General features: G+C 69.1%; 20 protein-coding genes and 1 riboswitch. Of the genes, 14 read left to right on the forward strand and 6 right to left on the reverse strand.

Translation table 11 applies throughout. The features are described from left to right. The first annotated feature begins 208 nt into the window (after positions 1-208). The 10 genes from ACWD2L_RS37675 (at position 209) to ACWD2L_RS37720 (ending at position 10,369) form a co-directional block, all read left to right on the forward strand. Positions 209-817 (forward strand): CDP-alcohol phosphatidyltransferase family protein, encoded by a 609-nt coding sequence (locus ACWD2L_RS37675; RefSeq protein WP_266722026.1) that lies wholly within the window; start codon positions 209-211, stop codon positions 815-817. 110 nt (positions 818-927) lie between these two features. Then, positions 928-3,423, forward strand: coding sequence for a mannose-1-phosphate guanyltransferase (locus tag ACWD2L_RS37680; RefSeq protein ID WP_351339042.1), 2,496 nt, complete (start codon positions 928-930; stop codon positions 3,421-3,423). A gap of 88 nt (positions 3,424-3,511) precedes the next feature. After that, positions 3,512-4,417: a DUF881 domain-containing protein gene (locus tag ACWD2L_RS37685; protein WP_351339044.1), complete on the forward strand. Its 906-nt coding sequence runs from the start codon at positions 3,512-3,514 to the stop codon at positions 4,415-4,417. Beyond that, positions 4,414-4,746, forward strand: a complete 333-nt coding sequence (locus ACWD2L_RS37690; protein WP_266722032.1) for a small basic family protein — start codon at positions 4,414-4,416, stop codon at positions 4,744-4,746. The genes ACWD2L_RS37685 and ACWD2L_RS37690 overlap by 4 nt, the downstream gene beginning before the upstream one ends. A 5-nt stretch (positions 4,747-4,751) precedes the next feature. Beyond that, positions 4,752-5,690, forward strand: coding sequence for a DUF881 domain-containing protein (locus tag ACWD2L_RS37695; protein ID WP_351339047.1), 939 nt, complete (start codon positions 4,752-4,754; stop codon positions 5,688-5,690). A gap of 122 nt (positions 5,691-5,812) precedes the next feature. Further along, entirely contained in the window at positions 5,813-6,724 is a 912-nt protein-coding gene (locus ACWD2L_RS37700; RefSeq protein ID WP_351339125.1) for an FHA domain-containing protein, read from the forward strand. A 27-nt stretch (positions 6,725-6,751) separates the two neighbouring features. Beyond that, positions 6,752-7,480, forward strand: a complete 729-nt coding sequence (gene ftsR / locus ACWD2L_RS37705) for a transcriptional regulator FtsR (RefSeq protein WP_351339049.1) — start codon at positions 6,752-6,754, stop codon at positions 7,478-7,480. Between the two features lie 86 nt (positions 7,481-7,566). After that, the gene (locus ACWD2L_RS37710; protein WP_005475662.1) at positions 7,567-8,040 is read left to right on the forward strand and encodes a bifunctional nuclease family protein; all 474 of its coding nucleotides are present in this window, start codon (positions 7,567-7,569) and stop codon (positions 8,038-8,040) included. Between the two features lie 192 nt (positions 8,041-8,232). After that, the gene (locus tag ACWD2L_RS37715; RefSeq protein WP_351339052.1) at positions 8,233-8,853 is read left to right on the forward strand and encodes a MerR family transcriptional regulator; all 621 of its coding nucleotides are present in this window, start codon (positions 8,233-8,235) and stop codon (positions 8,851-8,853) included. Between the two features lie 46 nt (positions 8,854-8,899). Next, positions 8,900-10,369 carry a DNA polymerase IV gene (locus ACWD2L_RS37720; protein ID WP_351339055.1) on the forward strand — a complete coding sequence of 490 codons (1,470 nt, stop codon included), beginning with the start codon at positions 8,900-8,902 and terminating at the stop codon, positions 10,367-10,369. Here ACWD2L_RS37720 and ACWD2L_RS37725 read toward each other — a convergent pair. Next, entirely contained in the window at positions 10,312-10,686 is a 375-nt protein-coding gene (locus tag ACWD2L_RS37725; protein ID WP_351339057.1) for a PRC-barrel domain-containing protein, read from the reverse strand. The two genes, ACWD2L_RS37720 and ACWD2L_RS37725, sit on opposite strands and share 58 nt — an antisense overlap. 123 nt (positions 10,687-10,809) lie before the next feature. Then, positions 10,810-10,905, forward strand: a riboswitch (glycine riboswitch). A 186-nt stretch (positions 10,906-11,091) separates the two neighbouring features. On the opposite strand from ACWD2L_RS37725, the gene gcvP reads away from it, so the two are divergent. Continuing rightward, a complete protein-coding gene (gene gcvP / locus ACWD2L_RS37730) occupies positions 11,092-13,977 on the forward strand; it encodes an aminomethyl-transferring glycine dehydrogenase (RefSeq protein WP_351339059.1) in 2,886 nt (961 codons plus the stop codon). Between the two features lie 51 nt (positions 13,978-14,028). Here the strand turns inward: gcvP and ACWD2L_RS37735 are convergent, their stop codons facing one another. Beyond that, positions 14,029-14,229, reverse strand: coding sequence for a DUF5999 family protein (locus tag ACWD2L_RS37735; RefSeq protein WP_351339062.1), 201 nt, complete (start codon positions 14,227-14,229; stop codon positions 14,029-14,031). Between the two features lie 359 nt (positions 14,230-14,588). Beyond that, positions 14,589-15,179, reverse strand: coding sequence for a hypothetical protein (locus ACWD2L_RS37740; RefSeq protein ID WP_351339065.1), 591 nt, complete (start codon positions 15,177-15,179; stop codon positions 14,589-14,591). A 537-nt stretch (positions 15,180-15,716) separates the two neighbouring features. Here ACWD2L_RS37740 and ACWD2L_RS37745 point away from each other — a divergent pair. Beyond that, a complete protein-coding gene (locus ACWD2L_RS37745; protein WP_351339067.1) occupies positions 15,717-17,237 on the forward strand; it encodes a glutamate-cysteine ligase family protein in 1,521 nt (506 codons plus the stop codon). Positions 17,238-17,256: 19 nt separating this feature from the next. On the opposite strand, the gene ACWD2L_RS37750 is transcribed toward ACWD2L_RS37745, so the two are convergent. Further along, a complete protein-coding gene (locus ACWD2L_RS37750) occupies positions 17,257-19,020 on the reverse strand; it encodes a substrate-binding and VWA domain-containing protein (RefSeq protein ID WP_351339069.1) in 1,764 nt (587 codons plus the stop codon). A gap of 211 nt (positions 19,021-19,231) precedes the next feature. Here ACWD2L_RS37750 and ACWD2L_RS37755 point away from each other — a divergent pair, with 211 nt between their 5' ends. Continuing rightward, entirely contained in the window at positions 19,232-20,011 is a 780-nt protein-coding gene (locus ACWD2L_RS37755) for a CPBP family intramembrane glutamic endopeptidase (protein WP_351339127.1), read from the forward strand. A 6-nt stretch (positions 20,012-20,017) separates the two neighbouring features. On the opposite strand, the gene ACWD2L_RS37760 is transcribed toward ACWD2L_RS37755, so the two are convergent. Further along, positions 20,018-20,827 (reverse strand): PhzF family phenazine biosynthesis protein, encoded by an 810-nt coding sequence (locus ACWD2L_RS37760; RefSeq protein ID WP_351339072.1) that lies wholly within the window; start codon positions 20,825-20,827, stop codon positions 20,018-20,020. 182 nt (positions 20,828-21,009) lie between these two features. Between ACWD2L_RS37760 and ACWD2L_RS37765 the strand changes: the two genes are divergently transcribed. Next, positions 21,010-21,636: a PadR family transcriptional regulator gene (locus ACWD2L_RS37765; RefSeq protein WP_351339075.1), complete on the forward strand. Its 627-nt coding sequence runs from the start codon at positions 21,010-21,012 to the stop codon at positions 21,634-21,636. A gap of 119 nt (positions 21,637-21,755) precedes the next feature. Here ACWD2L_RS37765 and ACWD2L_RS37770 read toward each other — a convergent pair whose 3' ends face one another. Continuing rightward, positions 21,756-22,184: a type II toxin-antitoxin system Rv0910 family toxin gene (locus tag ACWD2L_RS37770; protein WP_351339078.1), complete on the reverse strand. Its 429-nt coding sequence runs from the start codon at positions 22,182-22,184 to the stop codon at positions 21,756-21,758. Positions 22,185-22,240: the final 56 nt, after the last annotated feature.

Raw genomic sequence — 22,240 nt, forward strand, 5'->3', positions numbered from 1 at the left:
ATGGTACTGCAGGGGGGACCCTGTGGGAGAGTAGGACGCCGCCGAACTAATTTTAAAAGGAAAGCCCGGGCCGGGATACGGTCCGGGCTTTTCTGTGTTTAGGGTGTCGTCGTGCACTGCGTTACGACGCCCCCGTAGGTCAGGCCTCCCGACACTGAGGGTAAAGTCAGGGGGCATCGTTGGTTCGTTCCCCACAGGAGGCCCCCGGGTGGAGGTCCAGGAGACCCGTGTTCAGACGGACAGGGTCCTCACCATCCCGAACATCCTCAGCATGGCGCGTCTCGTCGGCGTGCCCCTCTTCCTGTGGCTCATCCTGCGCCCTGAGTTCGGGGGCCCCAAGAGTGACGGCTGGGCGCTGCTCGTGCTGGCTCTCAGCGGCATCAGCGACTATCTCGACGGGAAGCTCGCGCGGCGCTGGAATCAGATCAGCAGCCTCGGCCGGCTGCTCGACCCGGCCGCTGACCGGCTCTACATTTTGTCCACGTTGGTGGGTTTGACGTGGCGTGACATTCTGCCCATTTGGTTGACCTCCGTACTTTTGGCCCGTGAACTGCTTCTTCTGGTGATGGTGGGGATCCTCAGGCGTCATGGCTATCCGCCGCCTCAGGTGAACTTCCTCGGGAAGGCGGCGACCTTCAACCTGATGTACGCGTTCCCCTTGCTGCTTCTCAGTGACGGAACGGGCTGGATCCACGAACTCGCTGCTATTTTCGGATGGGCGTTCGCCGGATGGGGTACGACGCTGTACTGGTGGGCAGGGATCCTCTACGTGGTTCAAGTCCGCCGGCTTGTCCGGGCGGACTCCATGGCCGATTGAGCTCGCCATTGCGTTGGCAGAGGCCAGATGGCCCGCCGTGACAAGCGCGGGCCATTCCCGGCGGGCGAAGTCGGCCAGACCGTCGTCTCTTCAAGGAGGACGCTTCCGACATGAAGGCCGTCGTGATGGCCGGAGGCGAAGGCACACGCCTTCGCCCCATGACCTCGAGTATGCCCAAGCCGCTCCTGCCTGTGGCCAACCGGCCGATCATGGAGCATGTGCTCAGGCTGCTCAAGCGGCATGGGCTCAGCGAGACCGTGGTCACCGTGCAGTTCCTGGCTTCACTCGTCAGGAACTACTTCGGGGACGGCGAAGAGCTGGGAATGGAGCTCACCTATGCCAATGAGGAGAAGCCACTCGGCACTGCCGGCAGCGTGAAAAACGCTGAGGAAGCGCTGAAGGACGACTCTTTCCTTGTCATCTCGGGTGACGCCCTTACCGATTTCGACCTCACCGATCTCATCGAATTCCACAAGGAGAAGGGCGCACTCGTCACCGTCTGTCTGACGCGTGTGCCCAATCCGCTGGAATTCGGCATCACCATCGTCGACGAGGAAGGGAAGGTCGAGCGCTTCCTCGAGAAGCCGACCTGGGGACAGGTCTTCTCGGACACGGTGAACACGGGCATCTACGTGATGGAACCCGAAGTCTTCGACTACGTGGAAGCCGATGTCCCGGTGGACTGGTCCGGGGATGTCTTCCCGCAGCTGATGAAGGAAGGCAAGCCCATCTACGGCTACGTGGCCGAGGGCTACTGGGAGGACGTCGGCACACACGAGAGCTATGTGAAGGCCCAGGCCGACGTCCTCGAAGGAAAGGTGGACGTCGAACTCGACGGGTTCGAGATCTCTCCCGGTGTGTGGGTGGCCGAGGGTGCTGAGGTGCACCCGGACGCCGTGCTGCGGGGACCGCTCTACATCGGCGACTACGCCAAGGTCGAAGCGGACGTGGAGATCCGGGAGCACACGGTCGTCGGTTCGAACGTCGTCGTGAAGAGCGGGGCCTTCCTGCACAAGGCGGTCCTGCACGACAACGTCTACATCGGGCGGCACTGCAATCTGCGGGGCTGCGTGGTCGGCAAGAACACCGACATCATGCGGGCCGCGCGGATCGAGGACGGCGCCGTCATCGGCGATGAGTGCCTCGTCGGTGAGGAATCGATCGTCCAGGGCAATGTGCGGGTCTACCCGTTCAAGACCGTCGAGGCCGGCGCCTTCGTCAACACGTCGGTCATCTGGGAGTCGCGCGGGCAGGCCCATCTGTTCGGGGCGCGGGGCGTCTCCGGGATCCTGAACGTCGAGATCACCCCGGAGCTGGCCGTGCGGCTCGCGGGGGCGTACGCGACGACGCTCAAGAAGGGGTCGACCGTCACGACCGCGCGCGACCACTCCCGTGGTGCGCGTGCGCTGAAGCGGGCCGTCATCTCCGCGCTCCAGGCCAGCGCCATGGACGTACGGGATCTGGAGAATGTGCCGCTGCCCGTGGCGCGGCAGCAGACGGCTCGGGGCAGTGCCGGCGGGATCATGATCCGTACGACGCCCGGGGTGCCGGACTCCGTCGACATCATGTTCTTCGACGAGCGTGGGGCGGATCTTTCCCAGGGCAGTCAGCGCAAGCTGGACCGGGTGTACGCGCGGCAGGAGTACCGCAGGGCGTTCCCAGGGGAGATCGGCGACCTGCACTTCCCGTCGAGCGTCTTCGACTCGTACACGGGGTCGCTGCTGCGGAACGTCGATACGACGGGAGTCGCGGAGGCCGGGCTGAAGGTCGTCGTCGATGCGTCGAACGGGAGTGCGGGGCTCGTGCTGCCCAGCCTGCTCGGGCGTCTCGGCGTCGACGCCCTGACGATCAACCCCGGGCTCGACGAGTCGCGGCCCACGGAGACCTCGGACGCCCGAAGGTCCGGGCTCGTACGCCTCGGGGAGATCGTGGCCTCGGCGCGGGCCGCGTTCGGGGTGCGGTTCGACCCGGTCGGTGAGCGGCTTTCGCTCGTCGACGAGAAGGGGCGGATCGTCGAGGACGACCGGGCGCTGCTCGTGATGCTCGATCTTGTCGCCGCGGAGCGCAGGAGCGGGCGGGTGGCGCTGCCCGTGACCACCACACGTATCGCCGAGCAGGTGGCCGCGTATCACGGGACGCAGGTCGAGTGGACGACGACGTCTCCCGACGACCTGACGCGCGTGGGGCGTGAGGACGGGACGATCTTCGGCGGGGACGGGCGGGCCGGGTTCATCATTCCCGAGTTCAGCAGTGTGTTCGATGGGGCCGCGGCCTTTGTGCGGCTCATCGGGCTCGTCGCCCGTACGCAGTTGACCCTCAGCCAGATCGACGCGCGGATTCCGAGGGCGCATGTGCTCAAGCGGGACCTCGCGACGCCGTGGGCCGTCAAGGGGCTCGTCATGCGCCGCGTCGTGGAGGAGGCGGGCGAGCGGTCCGTGGACACGACCGATGGCGTGCGGGTCGTCGAGGCCGACGGACGTTGGGTGATGGTGCTGCCCGACCCGGCCGAGGCCGTCACCCACCTGTGGGCCGAAGGGCCGGACGACGCCTCGGCGCAGCAGCTGCTCGACGAGTGGTCGGCGGTCGTGGACAGCGCCGGGCGCTGACCCGGACACCTGTTGCTCGACGTCCAATTCGGGCGTCGGGCGGCAGGTCAGTGGGGTCGTTGGGTGGCAGGGGCCACGACGTGCGACGATGTGCGGCATGCCGCAGCAGCCCCCCGAACGGAGCACTCCAGAGCGTCCTTCGCGCCTCGATGCCTCCATGTCGCTGCTGACCAACGTGATGGATCACAGCCTGGACGACGGGTACGCGGAGGCCACCGCGCGCAAAGAGGCGCTGGGGCAGAGTGGTTTGCCGAAGACGCTGCGGGCGAAGCTGGGGCTCGCCGCGGGTCTCGTGCTCGCCGCGCTCGTGGTGACGGTGGGTGCGGCGCAGGCCCGGGTCACCGCTCCGGTGGTGGCCAAGGAGCGCGAGGAGCTCATCGACCGCATCGACCAGGAGACCGAGTCCGCCGGCCAACTGGAGGACCAGGTCGACTCGCTGCGCGGGCGCGTGGGGGAGATGCAGCGCGAGGCGTTGAAGAAGCACGGGGGCGAGCAAGGGGAGTTGGCGGGGGTGCTCTCCGGTGCTGTCGCCGTGCACGGCCCCGGTGTGAAGCTCGTCGTCGACGACGCCAAGTCGGCCACTACCGGCGACGGGAGCGGGCCGCGCGAGAGCAACGGTTTCTCCGACACGGGCCGCGTACGCGACCGGGACATGCAGCGCGTCATGAACGGGCTGTGGCAGTCCGGCGCCGAGGCCATCAGCATCAACGGGCAGCGCCTCACCTCGCTGTCCGCGATCAGGGCCGCGGGTGACGCGATACTGGTCGACAACAAGCCGCTGGTGCCGCCGTACACGGTGCTGGCGGTGGGGGACGGGCAACGGCTGAGCACCCGGTTCCAGAACAGCCCTGATGGTCTCTATCTGCACGCGCTGCAGGAGAACTTCGGGGTCAGGACCAGTATTTCGGCTCAGGACGACATCGAGCTTCCTGCCGCACCCAGCGTGATCGTACGTACAGCACAGCCGAGAGCAGAGCAGAAGGGCACATCGTGATCGCCGTACTGGGCCTCGTCGTGGGAGTCGTGGTCGGTCTTTTCGTCCGGCCCGAGGTTCCGGCGGTCGTCGAGCCTTACCTTCCCATCGCCGTCGTCGCGGCGCTCGACGCGGTGTTCGGCGCGCTGCGCGCCATGTTGGACGGGATCTTCGACGACAAGGTGTTCGTCGTCTCGTTCCTGTCGAACGTCGTCGTGGCCGCGCTGATCGTCTTCCTGGGCGACAAGTTGGGCGTCGGCGCGCAGCTGTCGACCGGTGTCGTCGTGGTGCTGGGCATCCGCATCTTCTCCAACGCCGCCGCGATCCGGCGGCATGTGTTCCGGGCGTGAGGCCGATGAGCAACGACGAGAGCGCCGAGAACGCTGAGAGCGCCGAGAACCGCAAGCGCGTGCAACCGGACGACGAAGCCGAGCAGTTGCGCAAGGAACTGCCTGCCGAACTGCCCGCCGAGGTGCCGGCCAAGAAGCCGGACGACACGACGAAGGCGGAGGCGGAGCCCGAACCCGTAGAGCCGGAGCCGGTCGAAGCGGATGCCGGCGAGCCCGAACTGACCGGTCGGCAGCGGCTCGTGAAGGGTCTGTGGCCGCCGCGCGCGTCGCGTGCCCAACTCATCATGGCTGTGTTGCTGTGCGTCCTGGGGCTCGGGCTCGCCATCCAGGTGCGGTCCACCAGTGACAACAGCGCCCTGCGCGGTGCGCGTCAGGAAGATCTTGTTCGCATTCTCGATGAACTGGACGATCGAACTCAGCGTCTTGAGGATGAGAAGCAAGGACTCGTGGACCAGCGCACCGAGCTGGAGAGCAGTTCGGACCAGGCAAACGAGGCCCGCAAGCAGACGGCCGAGAAGCAGAAGCAGCTCGGCATTCTGGCGGGCACGACGGCCGCGCAGGGCCCCGGGATCACCATGACCGTCACCGACACGAAGGGGGCCGTGGAGCCGGACATGCTGCTCGACGCGGTCCAGGAGCTGCGCGCCGCAGGCGCGGAGGCGATCCAGGTGAATGATGTCCGCGTCGTGGCCAACACGTATCTGACGGACGGCAGTGGAGGGAAGGGGATCAGCGTGGACGGGCACGAGATCAGCCGGCCCTACCGGTTCAAGGTCATCGGCAAGCCGCAGGACCTGGAGCCGGCCCTGAACATTCCCGGGGGTGTGGTGCAGACGCTGGAGAAGGAGCAGGCCACGGTGGCCGTGAGCCGCTCGAACAACATCGTTGTGGATGCCTTGCGATCGGCGCAACGGCCTGATTACGCTCGGTCGTCCTCGGAGTGAAGCCGGGGGTGCATGGTGAATACCGTGCGAGGGCATGAGGTTGCGGGGGGTCGCCGCAGCAAGGGTGGTGTGCGTGGTGGAAACTGTTTGGCGGATACGGACGTTGTGAGGGTGTCCGTGTCATTGATGTACGCGATGTACGCCGATGTGTGCAGTCAGGGTTCGTCCTGCCCCACGGGCGGGTCTGTTTCGGTCAAGGGGAATCGCCCGTGAAGTTGTTTGGGAAGTTGTTCGGCAAGAGCGCGCGTGAGGACAACCGTCATCGCGCGTCGCGCCAGGGAGATGTGCCCGAGACCCAGGTGGGTGAGCGCCCCCTGTTCCGGGACGAGGTCGCCGGAGGCAATTCGGGCGAACAGGGCGCGTCGTCTGTTGACCCTGCCGGTTCCGGCCCCATAGGTTTCGGAGAACCGTCAACCTCAAGTACGGGTGGAGGGTTGACCCCCGATCCGTACGCGTCCCACGCCCCCGCGGGGCAGCCGCGGCAGGAGGATCCGTCCATGTCGGCCCTGGTGTGTACGAGGTGCGGAAACCGGAACGGCGAGAACAGCCGGTTCTGTTCCAACTGCGGTGCGCCGCTGCGTGGCGGTGCGGCGCCGGAGGGGCCGTCCGAGACGACGTCCACGATCTCCATCTCCGGCCTCGAGTCCTACGACCCGGAGGCGACGGGCCAGACGCAGCTTCCGGCGCTCTCGCCCGAGGCACAGGCGGCGGTCGACGCGCTGCCGCTGGGCTCGGCGCTCCTGGTGGTGCGGCGCGGTCCGAACTCGGGCAGCCGCTTCCTCCTGGACGGCGAACTGACCACCGCGGGGCGGCACCCGCAGAGCGACATCTTCCTGGACGACGTGACCGTCTCGCGTCGCCACGTGGAGTTCCGTCGCCTGCAGGACGGCTCGTTCACCGTCGCCGACGTCGGCAGCCTCAACGGCACGTATGTGAACCGTGAGCGCATCGACTCGGTGACGTTGAACAACGGTGACGAGGTGCAGATCGGCAAGTACCGGCTGGTGTTCTACGCGAGCCAGCGCGGTATCTGAACCGTCCGCGATCCTTCAGGAAGGTCCATGCTGCACACGACGAGTGGCGGTGCCCCAGGGGGCACCGCCACCACGGACAGTCGGCTGATGAGCATCGGCACCGTACTGAACGTGCTCCGAGAAGAGTTTCCCGAAGTCACCATCTCCAAGATCAGGTTCCTGGAGTCCGAAGGGCTCGTCGAGCCCCGGCGCACGCCGTCGGGCTACCGGAAGTTCAGCCCGGACGACGTCGAGCGGCTGGCCCATGTGCTGCGTATGCAGCGGGACCACTACCTGCCGCTGAAGGTCATCAAGGAGCAGCTCGACTCCCTGGAGCCGGGCGAGACGCTGTCCGTGCCCGCACCCGGGCGCTCCGGCGACGCGGAGGACGGTATCGACGTGCCGACGGCCGCGCGGATCGGCCGGGACGAATTGCTGGCCGCCGTCGGTGCCGAGGAGCAGGAGCTCGACGAATGGGAGTCCTACGGGCTCCTCACCCCGCTGCCCGATGGTGGCTACGACGCCTCCGCCGTGTCGGTCGCCGAGCTCATCGGCGAGCTGGCCCGGTTCGGGATCGGGCCGCGGCACCTGCGGGTCATGCGGGCCGCCGCCGACCGGGAGGCGGGCCTGGTGGACCAGGTGGTGGCCCCGCTGAAAGTGCACCGCAACCCGCAGACGCGGGCGCATGCCGAGGCCCGTGCCAAGGAGCTGGCGGGCCTCACCGTGAGGCTGCACTCGGCACTTGTGCAGACCGCTCTCGGGGTCCGTCTGCCCTGATCGTGGGCGCGGGTGAGTGCCGATGGCCCGGTCCTCGGTGGCTGCCCGACTACCCAAACCGACCGGGCACGTCCTAGGGTTGCTGTGTGAACGAGCTCGACGTCGTAGGTGTCCGGGTCGAAATGCCCTCCAACCAGCCGATCGTGCTCCTGCGTGAAGTGGGAGGCGACCGGTACCTCCCCATCTGGATCGGACCGGGGGAGGCGACCGCGATCGCCTTTGCCCAGCAGGGCATGGCGCCCGCGCGTCCGCTGACGCACGACCTTTTCAAGGATGTCCTTGAGGCGGTCGGCCAGGAGCTCACGGAAGTGCGCATCACGGACCTGCGCGAAGGCGTCTTCTACGCGGAGCTCGTGTTCGCGAGCGGGGTCGAGGTCAGCGCCCGCCCGTCGGACGCCATAGCCCTGGCGCTGCGCACCGGTACGCCGATCTTCGGCAGTGACGGGGTCCTGGATGACGCGGGGATCGCGATCCCCGACGAGCAGGAGGACGAGGTGGAGAAGTTCCGCGAGTTCCTCGACCAGATCTCTCCCGAGGACTTCGGCACCAACAGTCAGTGACCGCCTGTCCGGCGGCCGGCCTCGGTCGTCGAGCGGCGGCGCCCTCGGGACATTCGGCTAGCCTTTCCCGGCGGTGGGTCACGGGAAACCACTCTTAGGGTGATTATCACTCGGCGTGCCTAGTGTGGCGTTCGTTGACGCACCCCCCGTGACTGCCTACCGTCGACAAGGCAGGTCAATGAGGAGGTCGGCGTGAGAAGCAGCGGCGACGGTACGGCGACGGGCGGTCCGTACCTGTTTCACGGCAGCGCGGCCGATCACACTCCGCAGCGCCCGCAGGCCGTGCCTGCGGTGGCGGGGGAGAGCGGCTCGGCCGCTTCCGAGCAGTTGGGATACCGGGGGCCGACGGCATGTGCGGCGGCCGGCATCACCTACCGGCAGCTCGACTACTGGGCCAGGACCGGCCTTGTCGAACCCAGTGTGCGCTCCGCGTACGGATCGGGGACACAGCGGCTCTACAGCTTCCGGGACGTCGTCGTCCTCAAGGTCGTCAAGCGGTTCCTGGACACGGGCGTCTCGTTGCAGAACATCCGGGCGGCCGTGCAGCACCTGCGCGAGAGCGGAGTCCGGGATCTGGAGCGGATGACGCTGATGAGCGACGGCGCGACGGTGTACGAGTGCACGTCGCCGGACGAGGTGCACGATCTGCTCCAGGGCGGCCAGGGGGTCTTCGGGATCGCCGTGGGCGTGGTCTGGCGGGACGTGGACGCCGCGCTCTCGCAGCTGCACGGGGAGCGTGTGGACACCGGCGAGACGATCGTGCCGCCGAACGCCACGGACGAGCTCGCGAGGCGGCGGGGCAGGGCTGTGTGAGGTCCGTACCGCCGCGTTGTCAGTGGCGTAGGGCAGCATCGGTGATGTGAGAACCGCGCCCACGATCCTGCATCTCGACATGGATGCCTTCTACGCCTCTGCGGAGCAGGCGGCGAAGCCGAGCCTGCGCGGGAAAGCGGTCGTCGTGGGCGGGCTCGGTCCGCGCGGTGTGGTGGCCACGGCGTCGTACGAGGCGCGGAAGTTCGGGGTGCACTCGGCGATGCCGATGGGGCAGGCGCGCAGGCTCGCCCCGCATGCCGCCTATCTGGTGCCGCGTTTCCGGCTCTACCGGGAGATCAGCGAGCAGGTGATGGGGCTCCTCGGCGCCCTTTCGCCCCTCGTGGAGCCGCTGAGCCTGGACGAGGCGTTCGTCGATCTGGAGGCCGGTGAGGCGGCCTGGGACGCCGCTTCGGCGGAGGCCGTGGGGCACCGGCTGCGGGCCGACATCCGGCGCGTGACCGGTCTGACCGGGTCCGTGGGGATCGCCGCGTCCAAGATGCTCGCGAAGATCGGTTCCGAGGAGGCCAAGCCGGACGGTCTTGTGCTGATACGCCCAGGTACCGAGCGCGCGCTGCTCGGGCCGCAGTCCGTGCGGATCCTGCCCGGCGTCGGGCCCGCGACGGCGGATCATCTGCGGCGGGCCGGGATCCAGACCGTGGAGGAGATCGCGGGGGCCGGTGAGGACGAGCTGGTGCGACTCCTCGGCAAGGCGCACGGCAGCCACCTGTACGAGATGGCGCTCGCCCGCGACGAGCGGCCCGTCGTCGCCGAGCGGGACTCCAAGTCCGTATCGGTCGAGGACACGTACGACGTGGACATCCATGACCGGGTGCGGGTCCGGATGGAGGTGCGCAGGCTCGCGGGCCGGTGCGTGGAGCGGCTGAGAGCGGCCGATCGTTCGGGCCGGACCGTGGTGCTCAAGGTGCGGCGCTACGACTTCTCGACGCTGACGCGCTCCGAGACGCTGCGGGGGCCGACGGATGATCCCGGGGTGGTGCGGGAGGCCGCGGCGCGGCTGCTGGAGAGCGTCGACACGACCGGTGGCGTGCGCTTGCTGGGGGTCGGGGTCAGTGGGCTCGCCGACTTCACGCAGGAGGACTTGTTCGCGCAGTTCGCCGCCGCGGAGGAGGCCGCTGCCGAGGAGGCCGCCGCCGGAGAGCCAGAAGGGGACGCGGGGCCCGTCGAGTCCGTGGAGGCGGTCGAGCCCGAGCCGGTGCCTGTGGAGCGGAAGTGGCTGGCCGGGCACGATGTGCGGCATACCGAGTTCGGGCACGGGTGGGTGCAGGGGAGCGGGCTGGGGCGGGTGACCGTGCGGTTCGAGACGCCGTATGCGCGGGTGCGGGGGCGGGTGCGGACGTTCCGGGTCGACGATCCCGAGCTGGAGTCGGCGGATCCGTTGCCGCTCGTCGAAGCGGTCGAAGCCGTGGAAGGGGCCGAAGCCGTCGAAGAGGCCGAGGATCAGGTCGGGTCGTCCTCCGCGCCCGCGATCTTGCCGAACGTGACGTCGGGCGACTGAGGAGCCGTGATCTCCAGGCCGTAGTGGTGGTAGAGCTGGAGCTCCTGCTCCGGGGAGAGGTGGCGGCCCACGCCGAAGTCGGGGGAGTCCTTGATGAGTGAGCGCTCGAAGGGCACGTTCAGCGTGCCGTCCGTGAAGTCGCTGGGCTCGAGCGGTACGAAGGCGTCGCGGCTGAACAGGCCGGTTCGTATCGCGGCCCACTCCGGCACGCCCGTGGCGTCGTCCAGGTACACCTCGTCGATGGTGCCGATCTTGGCCCCGCTGCGGTCGAATGCCTTGCGGCCGATCAGATTGCGCGGATCGACATCGGTCTGCACGGGCCCTCCAACTGATCGCGATGATCGCAACTCGTCTGTAAACACTACGAAAGAGCACATTGTGGAAGGCGGCCACTCGGGGGCTCCGGCCACGTAGCCGCTGGTAGGCTGGCAGGCGGCTGCTGACCCCGTGCGGGAGAGTCTTCCGACGGTCGTCGGGGGCGCCGAAGGAGCAACTCCTCCCCGGAATCTCTCAGGCCCCTGTACCGCACGGACGAGGTCACTCTGGAAAGCAGAGCGGGGTGCACGGTTTCCGCTCTCACCGACGGTGCAAGCCGGTGTGTTCCGTGTTCTCGCGGGGTGGGCCGGTGAAGCTCTCAGGTTGAGATGACAGAGGGGGAGGCCGACCGGGTACCCGCGCCGTGGTGCCCCTCGCAGGTCGCAATGACCAGGAGGCCTCCGCCAATGACCGCCAACCGTATTCCGCTCTCCCAGTTGGAGCGAGGAATCCCCTTCGAGCAGCGCCACATCGGCCCCGATGACGCCGCTCAGGCCAAGATGCTCGCGCAGGTCGGCTACGGCTCGCTGGACGAGCTGACCGCGGCCGCGGTGCCCGATGTGATCAAGAGCGCCGAGGCGCTCGACCTTCCGGCCGCCCGCAGCGAGGCCGAGGTGCTCACCGAGCTGAAGTCCCTTGCGGAGCGCAATCAGGTGCTCGGCTCGATGATCGGCCTCGGCTACTACGGGACGTTCACACCGCCCGTCATCCTGCGCAACGTGATGGAGAACCCGTCCTGGTACACGGCGTACACGCCCTACCAGCCGGAGATCTCGCAGGGCCGCCTCGAGGCGCTGCTCAACTTCCAGACCATGGTCGCCGAGCTGACCGGCCTGCCCACCTCGGGCTCCTCGCTGCTCGACGAGGGCACCGCGGCCGCCGAGGCGATGGCCCTGTCGCGCCGCGTCGGCAAGGTCAAGAACGGTGTCTACGTCATCGACGCCGACGCCCTGCCGCAGACCATCGCCGTCATCGAGACGCGCGCCGAGCCGACCGGTGTCGAGATCGTCGTCGCCGACCTCGGGGAGGGCATTCCGGCCGAGGTCGCCGAGCGCGGCGTCGTGGGCGTGCTCGTGCAGTACCCCGGGGCCTCCGGCGCCGTGCGGGACATCAAGCCCGTGATCGACCAGGCGCACGAGCTGGGCGCCATCGTCACCGTCGCCGCCGACCTCCTCGCTCTGACATTGCTGACCTCGCCCGGTGACCTCGGCGCGGACATCGCCATCGGCACGACGCAGCGCTTCGGTGTGCCGATGGGCTTCGGCGGTCCGCACGCCGGATACATGGCCGTACGCGAGAAGTTCGCACGCTCCCTGCCGGGCCGCCTCGTCGGTGTCTCCGTCGACGCCGACGGCAACAAGGCGTACCGCCTCGCCCTGCAGACCCGCGAGCAGCACATCCGCCGCGAGAAGGCGACCAGCAACATCTGCACCGCGCAGGTGCTGCTCGCCGTCATGGCCGGCATGTACGCCGTGTACCACGGGCCCGAGGGCCTCAAGTCCATCGCACGGCGCACCCACCGATACGCCACCGTGCTCGCGGCGGGGCTCACCGCGGGCGGCGTCGAGGTCGTGCACGGCGCGTACTTCGACACCCTCACCGTGCGGGTGCCGGGCAAGGCAGCCGAGGTCGTCTCCGCCGCGCGCGAAGGCGGCGTGAACCTGCGCCTCGTGGACGCCGATCACACCTCGCTCGCCTGCGACGAGACCACCACGCGGGCCCAACTGGGCGCCGTATGGAGTGCATTCGGTGTCGAGGCGGACGTCGAGGCCCTGGACGCCGAGGCCGCGGACACGCTGCCGGGCGGCCTGCTGCGCGAGGACGACTACCTGACGCACCCCGTCTTCCACCAGTACCGCTCCGAGACGGCGATGCTGCGCTACCTGCGGGCGCTCGCCGACCGCGACTACGCGCTGGACCGCGGCATGATCCCGCTGGGCTCCTGCACGATGAAGCTCAACGCGACGACGGAGATGGAGCCGGTCACCTGGCCCGAGTTCGGCCAGCTGCACCCCTTCGCGCCCGCCGAGCAGGCGCAGGGCTACCTGACGCTCATCCGTGAGCTGGAGGAGCGGCTCGCCGAGGTCACCGGCTACGACAAGGTGTCGCTGCAACCGAACGCCGGTTCGCAGGGCGAGCTCGCCGGCCTGCTCGCCGTCCGCGGCTATCACCGGGCGAACGGCGACGAGCAGCGGACCGTCTGCCTCATCCCGTCCTCCGCGCACGGCACGAACGCGGCGAGCGCCGTGATGGCCGGCATGAAGGTCGTCGTCGTGAAGACCGCCGACGACGGCGAGGTCGACATCGAGGACCTGCGCACCAAGATTGAGCAGTACGCCGAGCAGCTCTCCGTCCTCATGATCACGTACCCGTCGACGCACGGCGTCTTCGAGGAGCACGTCGCCGACATCTGCGCCGCCGTGCACGACGCGGGCGGCCAGGTCTACGTCGACGGCGCCAACCTCAACGCGCTGGTGGGCCTCGCCAAGCCGGGCCGCTTCGGTGGCGACGTCTCGCACCTGAACCTGCACAAGACGTTCTGCATCCCGCACGGCGGCGGTGGTCCTGGCGTCGGCCCGGTGGGTGTGCGCGAGCACCTCGCGCCGTACCTGCCGAACCACCCGCTGCAGCCGGCCGCGGGCCCTGAGACGGGTGTCGGCCCGATCTCCGCGGCGCCCTGGGGCTCCGCCGGGATCCTGCCGATCTCCTGGGCGTACGTGCGGCTCATGGGTGGCGAGGGGCTGAAGCGGGCCACGCAGGTGGCGGTGCTTTCCGCGAACTACATTGCCAAGCGGCTCGAGCCGCACTTCCCGGTGCTCTACAACGGTCCGGGCGGGCTCGTCGCGCACGAGTGCATCATCGACCTGCGGCCGCTCAGCAAGGCGACGGGCGTGAGCATCGACGATGTCGCCAAGCGGCTCATCGACTACGGGTTCCACGCGCCGACCATGTCGTTCCCGGTCGCCGGGACGTTCATGATCGAGCCCACCGAGAGCGAGGACATCGGGGAACTCGACCGGTTCTGCGACGCGATGATCGCGATTCGCGGCGAGATCGAGCGGGTCGCCTCCGGCGAGTGGGCGGCCGAGGACAACCCGCTGCGGAACGCTCCGCACACGGCCGGGATGCTCGGCGGTGACTGGGAGCACGCGTACAGCCGGGAAGAAGGTGTCTTCCCGGCCGGGGTGGTCGCTTCGGAGAAGTACTGGCCGCCGGTGCGGCGCATCGACCAGGCGTTCGGCGACCGGAACCTCGTGTGTTCCTGCCCGCCGCTCGACGCCTACGAGGGCTGATCCACTCGGGACTGCGCGGCCGTCGGTCGCGCAGTCCTGCTCAGCCGATCCCTACGCCGCCGTCACCACGGTGCTCAGTGGGCGGTGCGGGGCGATGATCCTGCCACTGGGCAGCAGCTCGCCGGTGTCCTCGAAGAGCAGGACCCCGTTGCAGAGGAGGCTCCACCCCTGCTCGGGATGGTGAGCCACGGGGAACGCGGCTTCCCTGTCCTCGGATTCCGCTGTCGGGCAGGCTGGCTGGTGCTGGCACATGGATGGGATCTTTCGCTGCGAAGTGATCTCGATGACGTGGGCTGTACTGGCGGTGCTGGTGGTGCCTGTCGTGCTGCGGCTTGAAGGCTTGTTCATGGCCGCCCCCCGATTTCGTGAGTTCTGGAGCCCAGTGTTGCCCTGTGGGCGTCAATCCGCAGGGATTTCGTTGCAGCGGTCCTTATGGATTGGAGACGCATCACCCGTGCGGACGGTTCAGTCCAACTCCACTCTCCCTTCGGGTGGTTAGGAGTGGTCGGTACGGGCTAGTCCGCTCGGGCAGGGCTGTGCCCCGCGACCGGACGGCGGACGGTGCGGGGCACAGGCAGGGGCGACCGGGGCCGTCGGCGGGCCCCGGTCGGTCAGGCGAGCAGGCCGGCTGCGGTCGGGGCCGGTGTCAGACGGTGGGTGAGGACCGGCAGGAGCTCGGCCACCCGGTGCGGGCGGTACGGGGCGATGCCGGGCGGGGCGGGTGCCAGCGGGACGAGGATGTCGTCGGCCGCCGGCTGGCCGCTCGCCGGGTCGGCGGTGGGCTCGCGGTGCAGCCACAGCGTGAGCATGTAGAGCTCGGGCACCGACAGCAGCCGCGGCTGGTAGGCCTGGGGCAGCGACTCCGCCTGGCGCAGGGCCCGTTCGGTGGACCTGATGTAGGGGCCCTCGAAGAAGTGCGAGAAGGCCCAGCCGTCCGGAGTGAGCATGGTGTCGGCCGCCGCCACCGCGCGCTCTCCGCAGCGGATCAGGAAGCGCCAGCCGGTGAGGCGGGCCCTGGAAGGACCGGTGGTCTCGGTGATGTGGTCCAACACGTGGAGTGGCAGCGGGAGTTCGGGGGTGGCGGGTCCCTGCGCGGCGCGCAGGGACGGGGTGCGGGCCTCGCGGACGGCGGTGGGGGAACCGAGGGCCGTGAGGACACTGCGCAGGGCGGGCGCGGGAGCCGGTGGGACGTACAGCGGCATGGTGGGTCGCCTCTCATTCGACAGGCATGTGATGCGAGGGCGGTGCGGGACGAGCGGACGGCGCTGTCTGCTGCGGGTGCACAAGGGGTACACGGGACAGAGGGGGCGGGGGTCCGGTTCGAATCCGGGCCGCGGGCGCCAACTCTCGGTCTCGCCAGCGGAGTTTATACGATGCGTGTTCACGGGATGTTTCGCCTAGCACGCCGCCCGGATTTCGCAAGGAGCTATTCGGGCGCGGCTCCCCTGGGGTTTTGCGGCTATCCTCCCCATTTTCGAGGGGCCCGTCGTGCGTGACCTCGACGTCTTTCGTCCGAGCGGTCGGCGTGTTCTTGTCGGCGTTTATCACCAGGGCCGCATGCCACAGAATCCGCGGTCGGCCGCATGCCTGCGGAATGTGCCCGCGGGTAACCGCGTCGAGAGTACTGCTCCGTGGGTGCGCGCGGGGCGTTATGGATCACATTGCCGGGGCATCATCCACCGTGACACGCGGCCGGGACGGTGCATCAACGGGTCGCCCGTGCGAGGAGGGACGCTTCCATGGGGGAGAAGGTCGTTGCGGAGACGGTGGGGCTTGCCGATCCGCGGCGCTATCGGGAGAAGCTCAGGGAGTGCCTGGAGGGGTTCGGGCGACTGCTGGACGAGAAGCGGTTCGACCGTCCACAGAATCTCATGGGGCTCGAGATCGAGCTGAATCTCGCCGGGCCCGACGGGCTGCCGAGAATGATGAATGCGGAAGTTCTCGAGCGCATCGCGAGCCGTGATTTCCAGACCGAACTCGCGATGTTCAATCTCGAAGTCAACATTGCCCCGCACCGGATCGGCGGCCGTGTTCTCGATCAGCTCGCCGAGGAACTGCGCACGGGTCTCGGATATGCGCACCGGAAGGCGAACGAGGTCGACGCCGGCATCGTGATGATCGGCATTCTGCCGACGCTGAGCACGGACGACCTGGTCTCGGCGAACCTGTCGGACGGCGACCGCTACACCCTGCTCAACGACCGGATCGTGGCCGCGCGCGGCGAGGACTTCGCGCTCGACATCGCCGGCGTCGAGCGGCTGACCTGCACGTCCTCCTCGATAGCGCCCGAAGCGGCGTGCACCTCCGTGCAGTTGCACCTCCAGGTGACGCCGGGGCGTTTCGCCGATGTGTGGAACGCGGCGCAGGCCGTGGCCGCCGTGCAGATCGCGCTCGGCGCCAACTCGCCCTTCCTGTTCGGCCGCGAGCTGTGGCAGGAGTCGCGGCCCCCGCTGTTCCAGCAGTCCACGGACACCCGGCCGCCGGAGCTCGCGGCGCAGGGCGTGCGGCCGCGCACCTGGTTCGGCGAGCGCTGGATCGATTCCGCGTACGACCTCTTCGAGGAGAATCTGAGGTACTTCCCGCCGCTGCTGCCGATTCTCGACGCCGAGCGGCCGCTTGACGTCATCGCCAAGGGCGACACCCCGAGCCTCGCCGAACTCGTCCTGCACAACGGCACGGTGTACCGCTGGAACCGTCCCGTGTACGGCATCGCGGACGGTGTGCCTCACCTGCGCGTCGAGAACCGGGTGCTGCCCGCGGGGCCCACCGTCACGGACGTCATCGCCAACACCGCGTTCTACTACGGCGTTGTCCGTGCCCTCGCCGAGGAGTCCCGGCCGGTGTGGTCGCGCCTCCCCTTCGCCGCGGCCGCCCGCAACTTCGACACCGCCTGCCGGTACGGCATCGACGCGCGCCTGGAGTGGCCACGCAGGGGCCGGTTCGGCGGCACGGAGCGGGTGCCGGCCGTGAACCTCGTAAGGGACGAGCTGCTGCCGCTCGCGGCTGCCGGGCTCGATGCCTGGGGAGTCGAACCGGCGGACAGGGACCGGTACCTGGGAGTGATCGAGGAGCGGTGCCGACTGCGGATGAACGGCGCGGCGTGGCAGTCGGCGACGTATCACCGGGCCCTGGAGAGCGGTCTGGCGCGGGACGCGGCGCTCGCGGCGACCACGCGGCGGTACTGCGAGCTGATGCACCGGGGCGAGCCGGTGCACAACTGGCCGGTCGGGCTTCCGGAGCCGGCCGTTCCGCTGGGCTGAAGGGGCCCGGCCGACCCGCTCAGTTGCTCTTGGCGCCCGCCTCGATGATGGCCTTCAGGATGACCTGCTGGATGTCCGCCGGGTCGCTGACCTGGTGTCCTGAGCCGCCCGTCGCCTCGGCGACCTGCTCGACCTCCCGCTTGTCGGTGTCGGGCCCCACGGCGATGACGATCAACGGCACGGGGCGGTCGCGGTCGGTGAGGCCCCTGAGCTTCTTGATCAGGCTCTCGCGGGAGACCGACCCCTCGTCCTCATTGACGCCGTCCGTGACCACGACGACGGCGTTGAACCTGCCGCTCTTGTACGAGGACGTGGCCTCCTTGTAGGCCGCGAGCGTGGTGTCGTACAGGCCCGTCGCCCCGCCGGGCACCGGCTGCAGCGCGGTGAACGCGGCCGACAGGCGGTCGCGCCGGGTGCCGGAGCCGACGCGGTCGCCGAGGCGCTCGGTCGGCACGAGCTTCTTGTAGTCGCGGTCGCCGTCGAGGAACGTGGCGAACTCCCACAGGCCGATCTCGTCCTCCGGCGTGAACGTGGAGAGGGCCGCCAGCATCGACGCCTTCGTCACCTCCATGCGGGACTCGCCGCGGCTGGGCACGGTGTTCCCCATCGAGGCCGACGCGTCCACGACCGTCGTGATGCGGGCGCTCTGCACCGTGATCGTCCACATCCCGAGGGTCTCCTCGAGCTGCTCCTCGGTGGGTGCCTTGGCCGCCACGTGCGCGTACGGCTGCGGGGAGCGGCCGCCGGCCCGTGAGACGAGCTTCGCGGGGGACCGGCCGCTGTCCGTGCGGAAGCCGTGCCGCTCCAGGATCGAGCGGCCCTCGGGGGCGCCGAGCAGCGTCATGAAGCGGACGGCCGCCCGGCTCTCGTCGGTGCTCAGCCGGTCCTCGCCGACCAGGGAGAACGGGTAGTCGAGGGTGGGGGAGCCGTCCTTGGGGTAGAAGAGGTCGAGTGAACCCGCCTCGCCCGCTTCCTTGTTGTGCGCGTACGCGGCCTGCTCGGACAGGATCAGCGCCTCGTTGCGCTTGGGGTTGCCCTGCTCGGTGCCGGAGTCGTCGCGCGGCACCGTGTCCATGAGCTGGGCGTCGCTGTCGGACGTGCGCTGCGAGAGGCTCTTGGCCATGGAGGCGGCCTGTGTGCCGTCGTCCTTCTTGGACGTGGCGGCCAGCTTGGTCAGCGCGAGCAGTCCGCTGGCGCTGCGGGCGGGATCGGCGGCGCCCAGGCGCAGCTTGTCGTCCTGCATGGCGGCGCCCGTCAACTGGGCCCACGAGTAGGTCTTTCGCGGCCAGCCGAAGGACTTCGCGGCCGCGGGAACCATGCCCACGCCGATCGGTGAAGAGGCGATGTTGCCGGCCGGCGTGACCGCGGTGTTCGCGCCGCCCGTGGTGACGCGCTGGACCCAGATGTCCGAGTCCGGCACCCAGACCTGGAAGTCCGCGGCGCCCTTGCCCGCGCGCAGGGTGTCGGCGACCTTGTACGCGTCGCGCGCGGTGACGGCGACGTCGAGGCAGTTGCCGTCGGAGGTGAGCTTCTCGCGGCGGGCGTGGTCCGCCGCCTCGCGCAGCGCCGGGGCCATGTCGGGGGAGGCGACCACATCGAGATGGACCTCGTCCTCGCATCCGCTGTCGATGCCGAGCAGCTCGGGGCGGAACACCGCGACCGTGCCCGCCGCGGCCACCACGACGAGGGCGGTCGCGAGAGCCACGGTGCGCCCGCGCGAGCGGGGACGGGGTGCGGCGGTGGCCGGCCCGTACTCGTCGGGCATGCTGCTGTGACGTCCCATGGCGGTGGAGCCCCTCCCTGAGCCACAAAGGCAGTTGCGGTATAAGCGGTGGAACGGCGGAGGGGAGCCGTGCGCCGAATTGCGTCGCCTCGGCCCCCTCGGCCTGTCGCACGCGATCTTCGTACCTGCATTCGAGACCCTAGCGGGGCGCTGTGACGGATGCGGCGGGATTCATCAACTGGAGGCAGGTGTGCAGGTGCAGGCGGAGCCGATGCCCGGTTCTTCTCCCGAAGGACCGCTCTCACGGCGCTTTTTGCGGGACGAGACGCTGCTCGTTCTGGGGCTTTCGCTCGGTGCGAGCGGTGTGTCCGCACTCATCAGCTTCGTCGGCTCTGTCACGAAACCCGGCGGTCTCAAGGACCAGGCGGCGACCCTGAACGCCTCGGCGGCGCCCGGCCGTCCGTGGCTCGATCTCGCCTGGCAGCTGTTCGGCATCGCGAGCGCGCTCGTGCCGGTCGTGCTCGTCGCGCACTTCCTGCTCAGGGAGGGCGAGGGGATGCGCACGATCGGCTTCGACCGGAAGCGACCGTGGTTCGACACGGGCCGGGGCGCCGCGGTCGCCGCCGTCATCGGCAGTACGGGGATCGCCTTCTACCTCGCCGCACGGGGCCTCGGCTTCAACCTCACGGTGGTGCCGGAGGCGCTGCCCGACGTGTGGTGGAAGTACCCGGTGCTGATCCTCTCGGCGGTGCAGAACGCCGTACTGGAGGAGGTCATCGTCGTCGGGTATCTGCTGCGCAGGCTCGGGCAGTTGGGGTGGACGCCGGGGACGGCGCTCGTCGCGTCGTCCGTGCTGCGCGGCTCGTACCACCTCTATCAGGGCATTGGCGGGTTCTTCGGGAACCTCGCGATGGGTGTCGTCTTCGCCTTTCTGTACCGGCGGTGGGGGCGCGTCGGGCCACTGGTGGTGGCCCATTCCCTCTTGGACATCGGCGCGTTCGTCGGATACGCCGTGCTGGCGGGCAAGGTGGACTGGCTGCCCACCGCGTAGCCCCTGTCATGCGTGCAGTTCGCCCTCGATGGTCGTGACCGCGCGGCCGGTCAGGAGGGTGCGCTCACCGCGCAGGGCGACCCGTACGAGACCGCTGCGGGCGGAGGCCTGCAGGCCGGTCAGCTCCTCGCGGCCCAGGCGCGCCGCCCAGAACGGGGCGAGCGCCGTGTGTGCGCTCCCGGTCACCGGGTCCTCGTCGACGCCGAGGCCCGGGAAGAAGCAGCGCGACACGAAGTCGTAGCCCCGGGAGGGGTCCTCGGCGCGGGCGGTGGCGATGATGCCGCGCCGGGATAGGCCCACGAGCCCCTTGAGGTCGGGATCGAGCGCCCGCACGGTCTTCTCGTCGGCGAGCTCCACGATCAGGTCGCCGACGGACGGCCCCGTGTCGTGGACGGAGAGCGGCTCGGCGCCGAGGGCCTCGGCGAGCCCCGCGGGGGCCGGCTCCTCGGTGAGCGGCGCCGTCGGGAAGTCGAGCGTGAGCGAGCCGTCCTCGCCGGGCGTCGCCACGAGCACACCGCAGCGCGTCGCGAACCGTACGGGGCCGCGCGTCATCCCGGTGGAATGCAGTACGTGGGCGGTGGCCAGGGTCGCGTGCCCGCACATGTCGACCTCGGCGGCCGGCGTGAACCAGCGCAGCGCCCAGTCGGCATCGCCGCCCTCGGGCAGCCGGTGCGCGAAGGCGGTCTCCGCGTGGTTGACCTCAAGGGCGACGCTCTGCAGCCAGGCGTCGTCAGGGAAGGCGTCCAGGAGCAGGACACCGGCGGGGTTGCCGGCGAAGGGCCGGTCGGTGAAGGCGTCGACGATACGAATGCGCATGTCAGAGACGGTAGTTGAGGGCACTGACAATCGGCCAAGGCCAATCGGGCGCGGCCGGCCTGAATCCCGGAGGTACTCGGGGCTCGCCATCCGAACAGTCCCGATATATCGTTGAGGCATCGCGATCGGTTTATGATCGCGTTCAGCGAAAACCGCGATCAGTTGTGAAAGGACTGATTCTCATGCGTAACCACGGACATGAACACGGACACGGAAATTTCGGCCCCGGCCACCAGGGCAGGGGTGGATTCGAGCGCGGCGGCTTCGAGGGTCGGCGTGCGGCGTTCGGGCCCTTCGGGCCCGGCTTCGGCGGCCCTGGCGGCCCCGGCCCCTGGGGGCGTGGCGGTCGTGGTGGCGGGCCTCGCGGACGGGCGCGGCGCGGTGACGTGCGTGCCTCGATCCTGGCCCTGCTGCAGGACCGCCCGATGCACGGCTACGAGATGATCCAGGAGATCGCCGAGCGCAGCGGCGGCGCGTGGAAGCCGAGCCCCGGCTCGGTCTACCCGACGCTGCAACTGCTCGAGGACGAGGGTCTGATCGCCAGCGCGAGCGAGGGTGGCAAGAAGCTCTTCTCGCTCACCGACGACGGCCGTACCGCCGCCGAAGAGGGGCCCGACGCCCCTTGGGAGGAGGCCGGTCGCGGCGTCGACTGGGAGGCCATGAACGAGATCCGGACGGCAAGCTTCGGACTCATGGAGGCCTTCGGTCAGGTCTGGAAGACCGGCAGCAAGGATCAGCGCGACAAGGCGATCTCCGTCATCAATGACGCGCGCAAGAAGCTGTACCTGATCCTCGCCGACGAGGACTGAGTCCCGTGCGGGCCAGGACAGGCCGCAGAGCACGGAAGAGGCGTCCCGAACCACCTACAGGTGCGGGGCGCCTCTTCGCGTACGTACGTAGTGCGTACCTACGTAGTGCGTACGAAGGGTCAGGTCACGAGCCCGTTCAGCTTGCGCAGTGACTCGTCGAGCGCGGCCGTCGCCGAGTCCTTGAGCTTGCCCGCCATCAGCGAGACCGCCGCACCGGTGAAGACGCCCTTGATGCGGGCCGTGGTCGCGTCGCCGTCCGGCGCGAGCGAGTAGTGCATGAACAGGTTCACGCCCATCGGGCCCTTGCCCCTGATGGCGAACGTGCGGGCGGTCTCGAGCTCCTCGATGGTCCAGGTGACCTCGGCGGGGAAGCCCATCAGCTTCATGTTCTCCTCGAACTGTCCGCCCACCTCCAGCAAGGCGGGCCCGCCTTTCGGGAAGTCGGTGTGGGTGGCGTTCCACTTCCCGTACGAAGAGAAGTCGGTGAGCTGCGCCCAGACCTTCTCCGCGGGTGCTTCCATGTGTGCTTCCGCGCTGACTTCGGCCATGCGGCCACCCCTTTGAGTCGAGAGCCATGACGGGCTTCGATGTCGCGTCGTCGCGG

This window comes from Streptomyces sp. NPDC002754 (assembly GCF_053592315.1).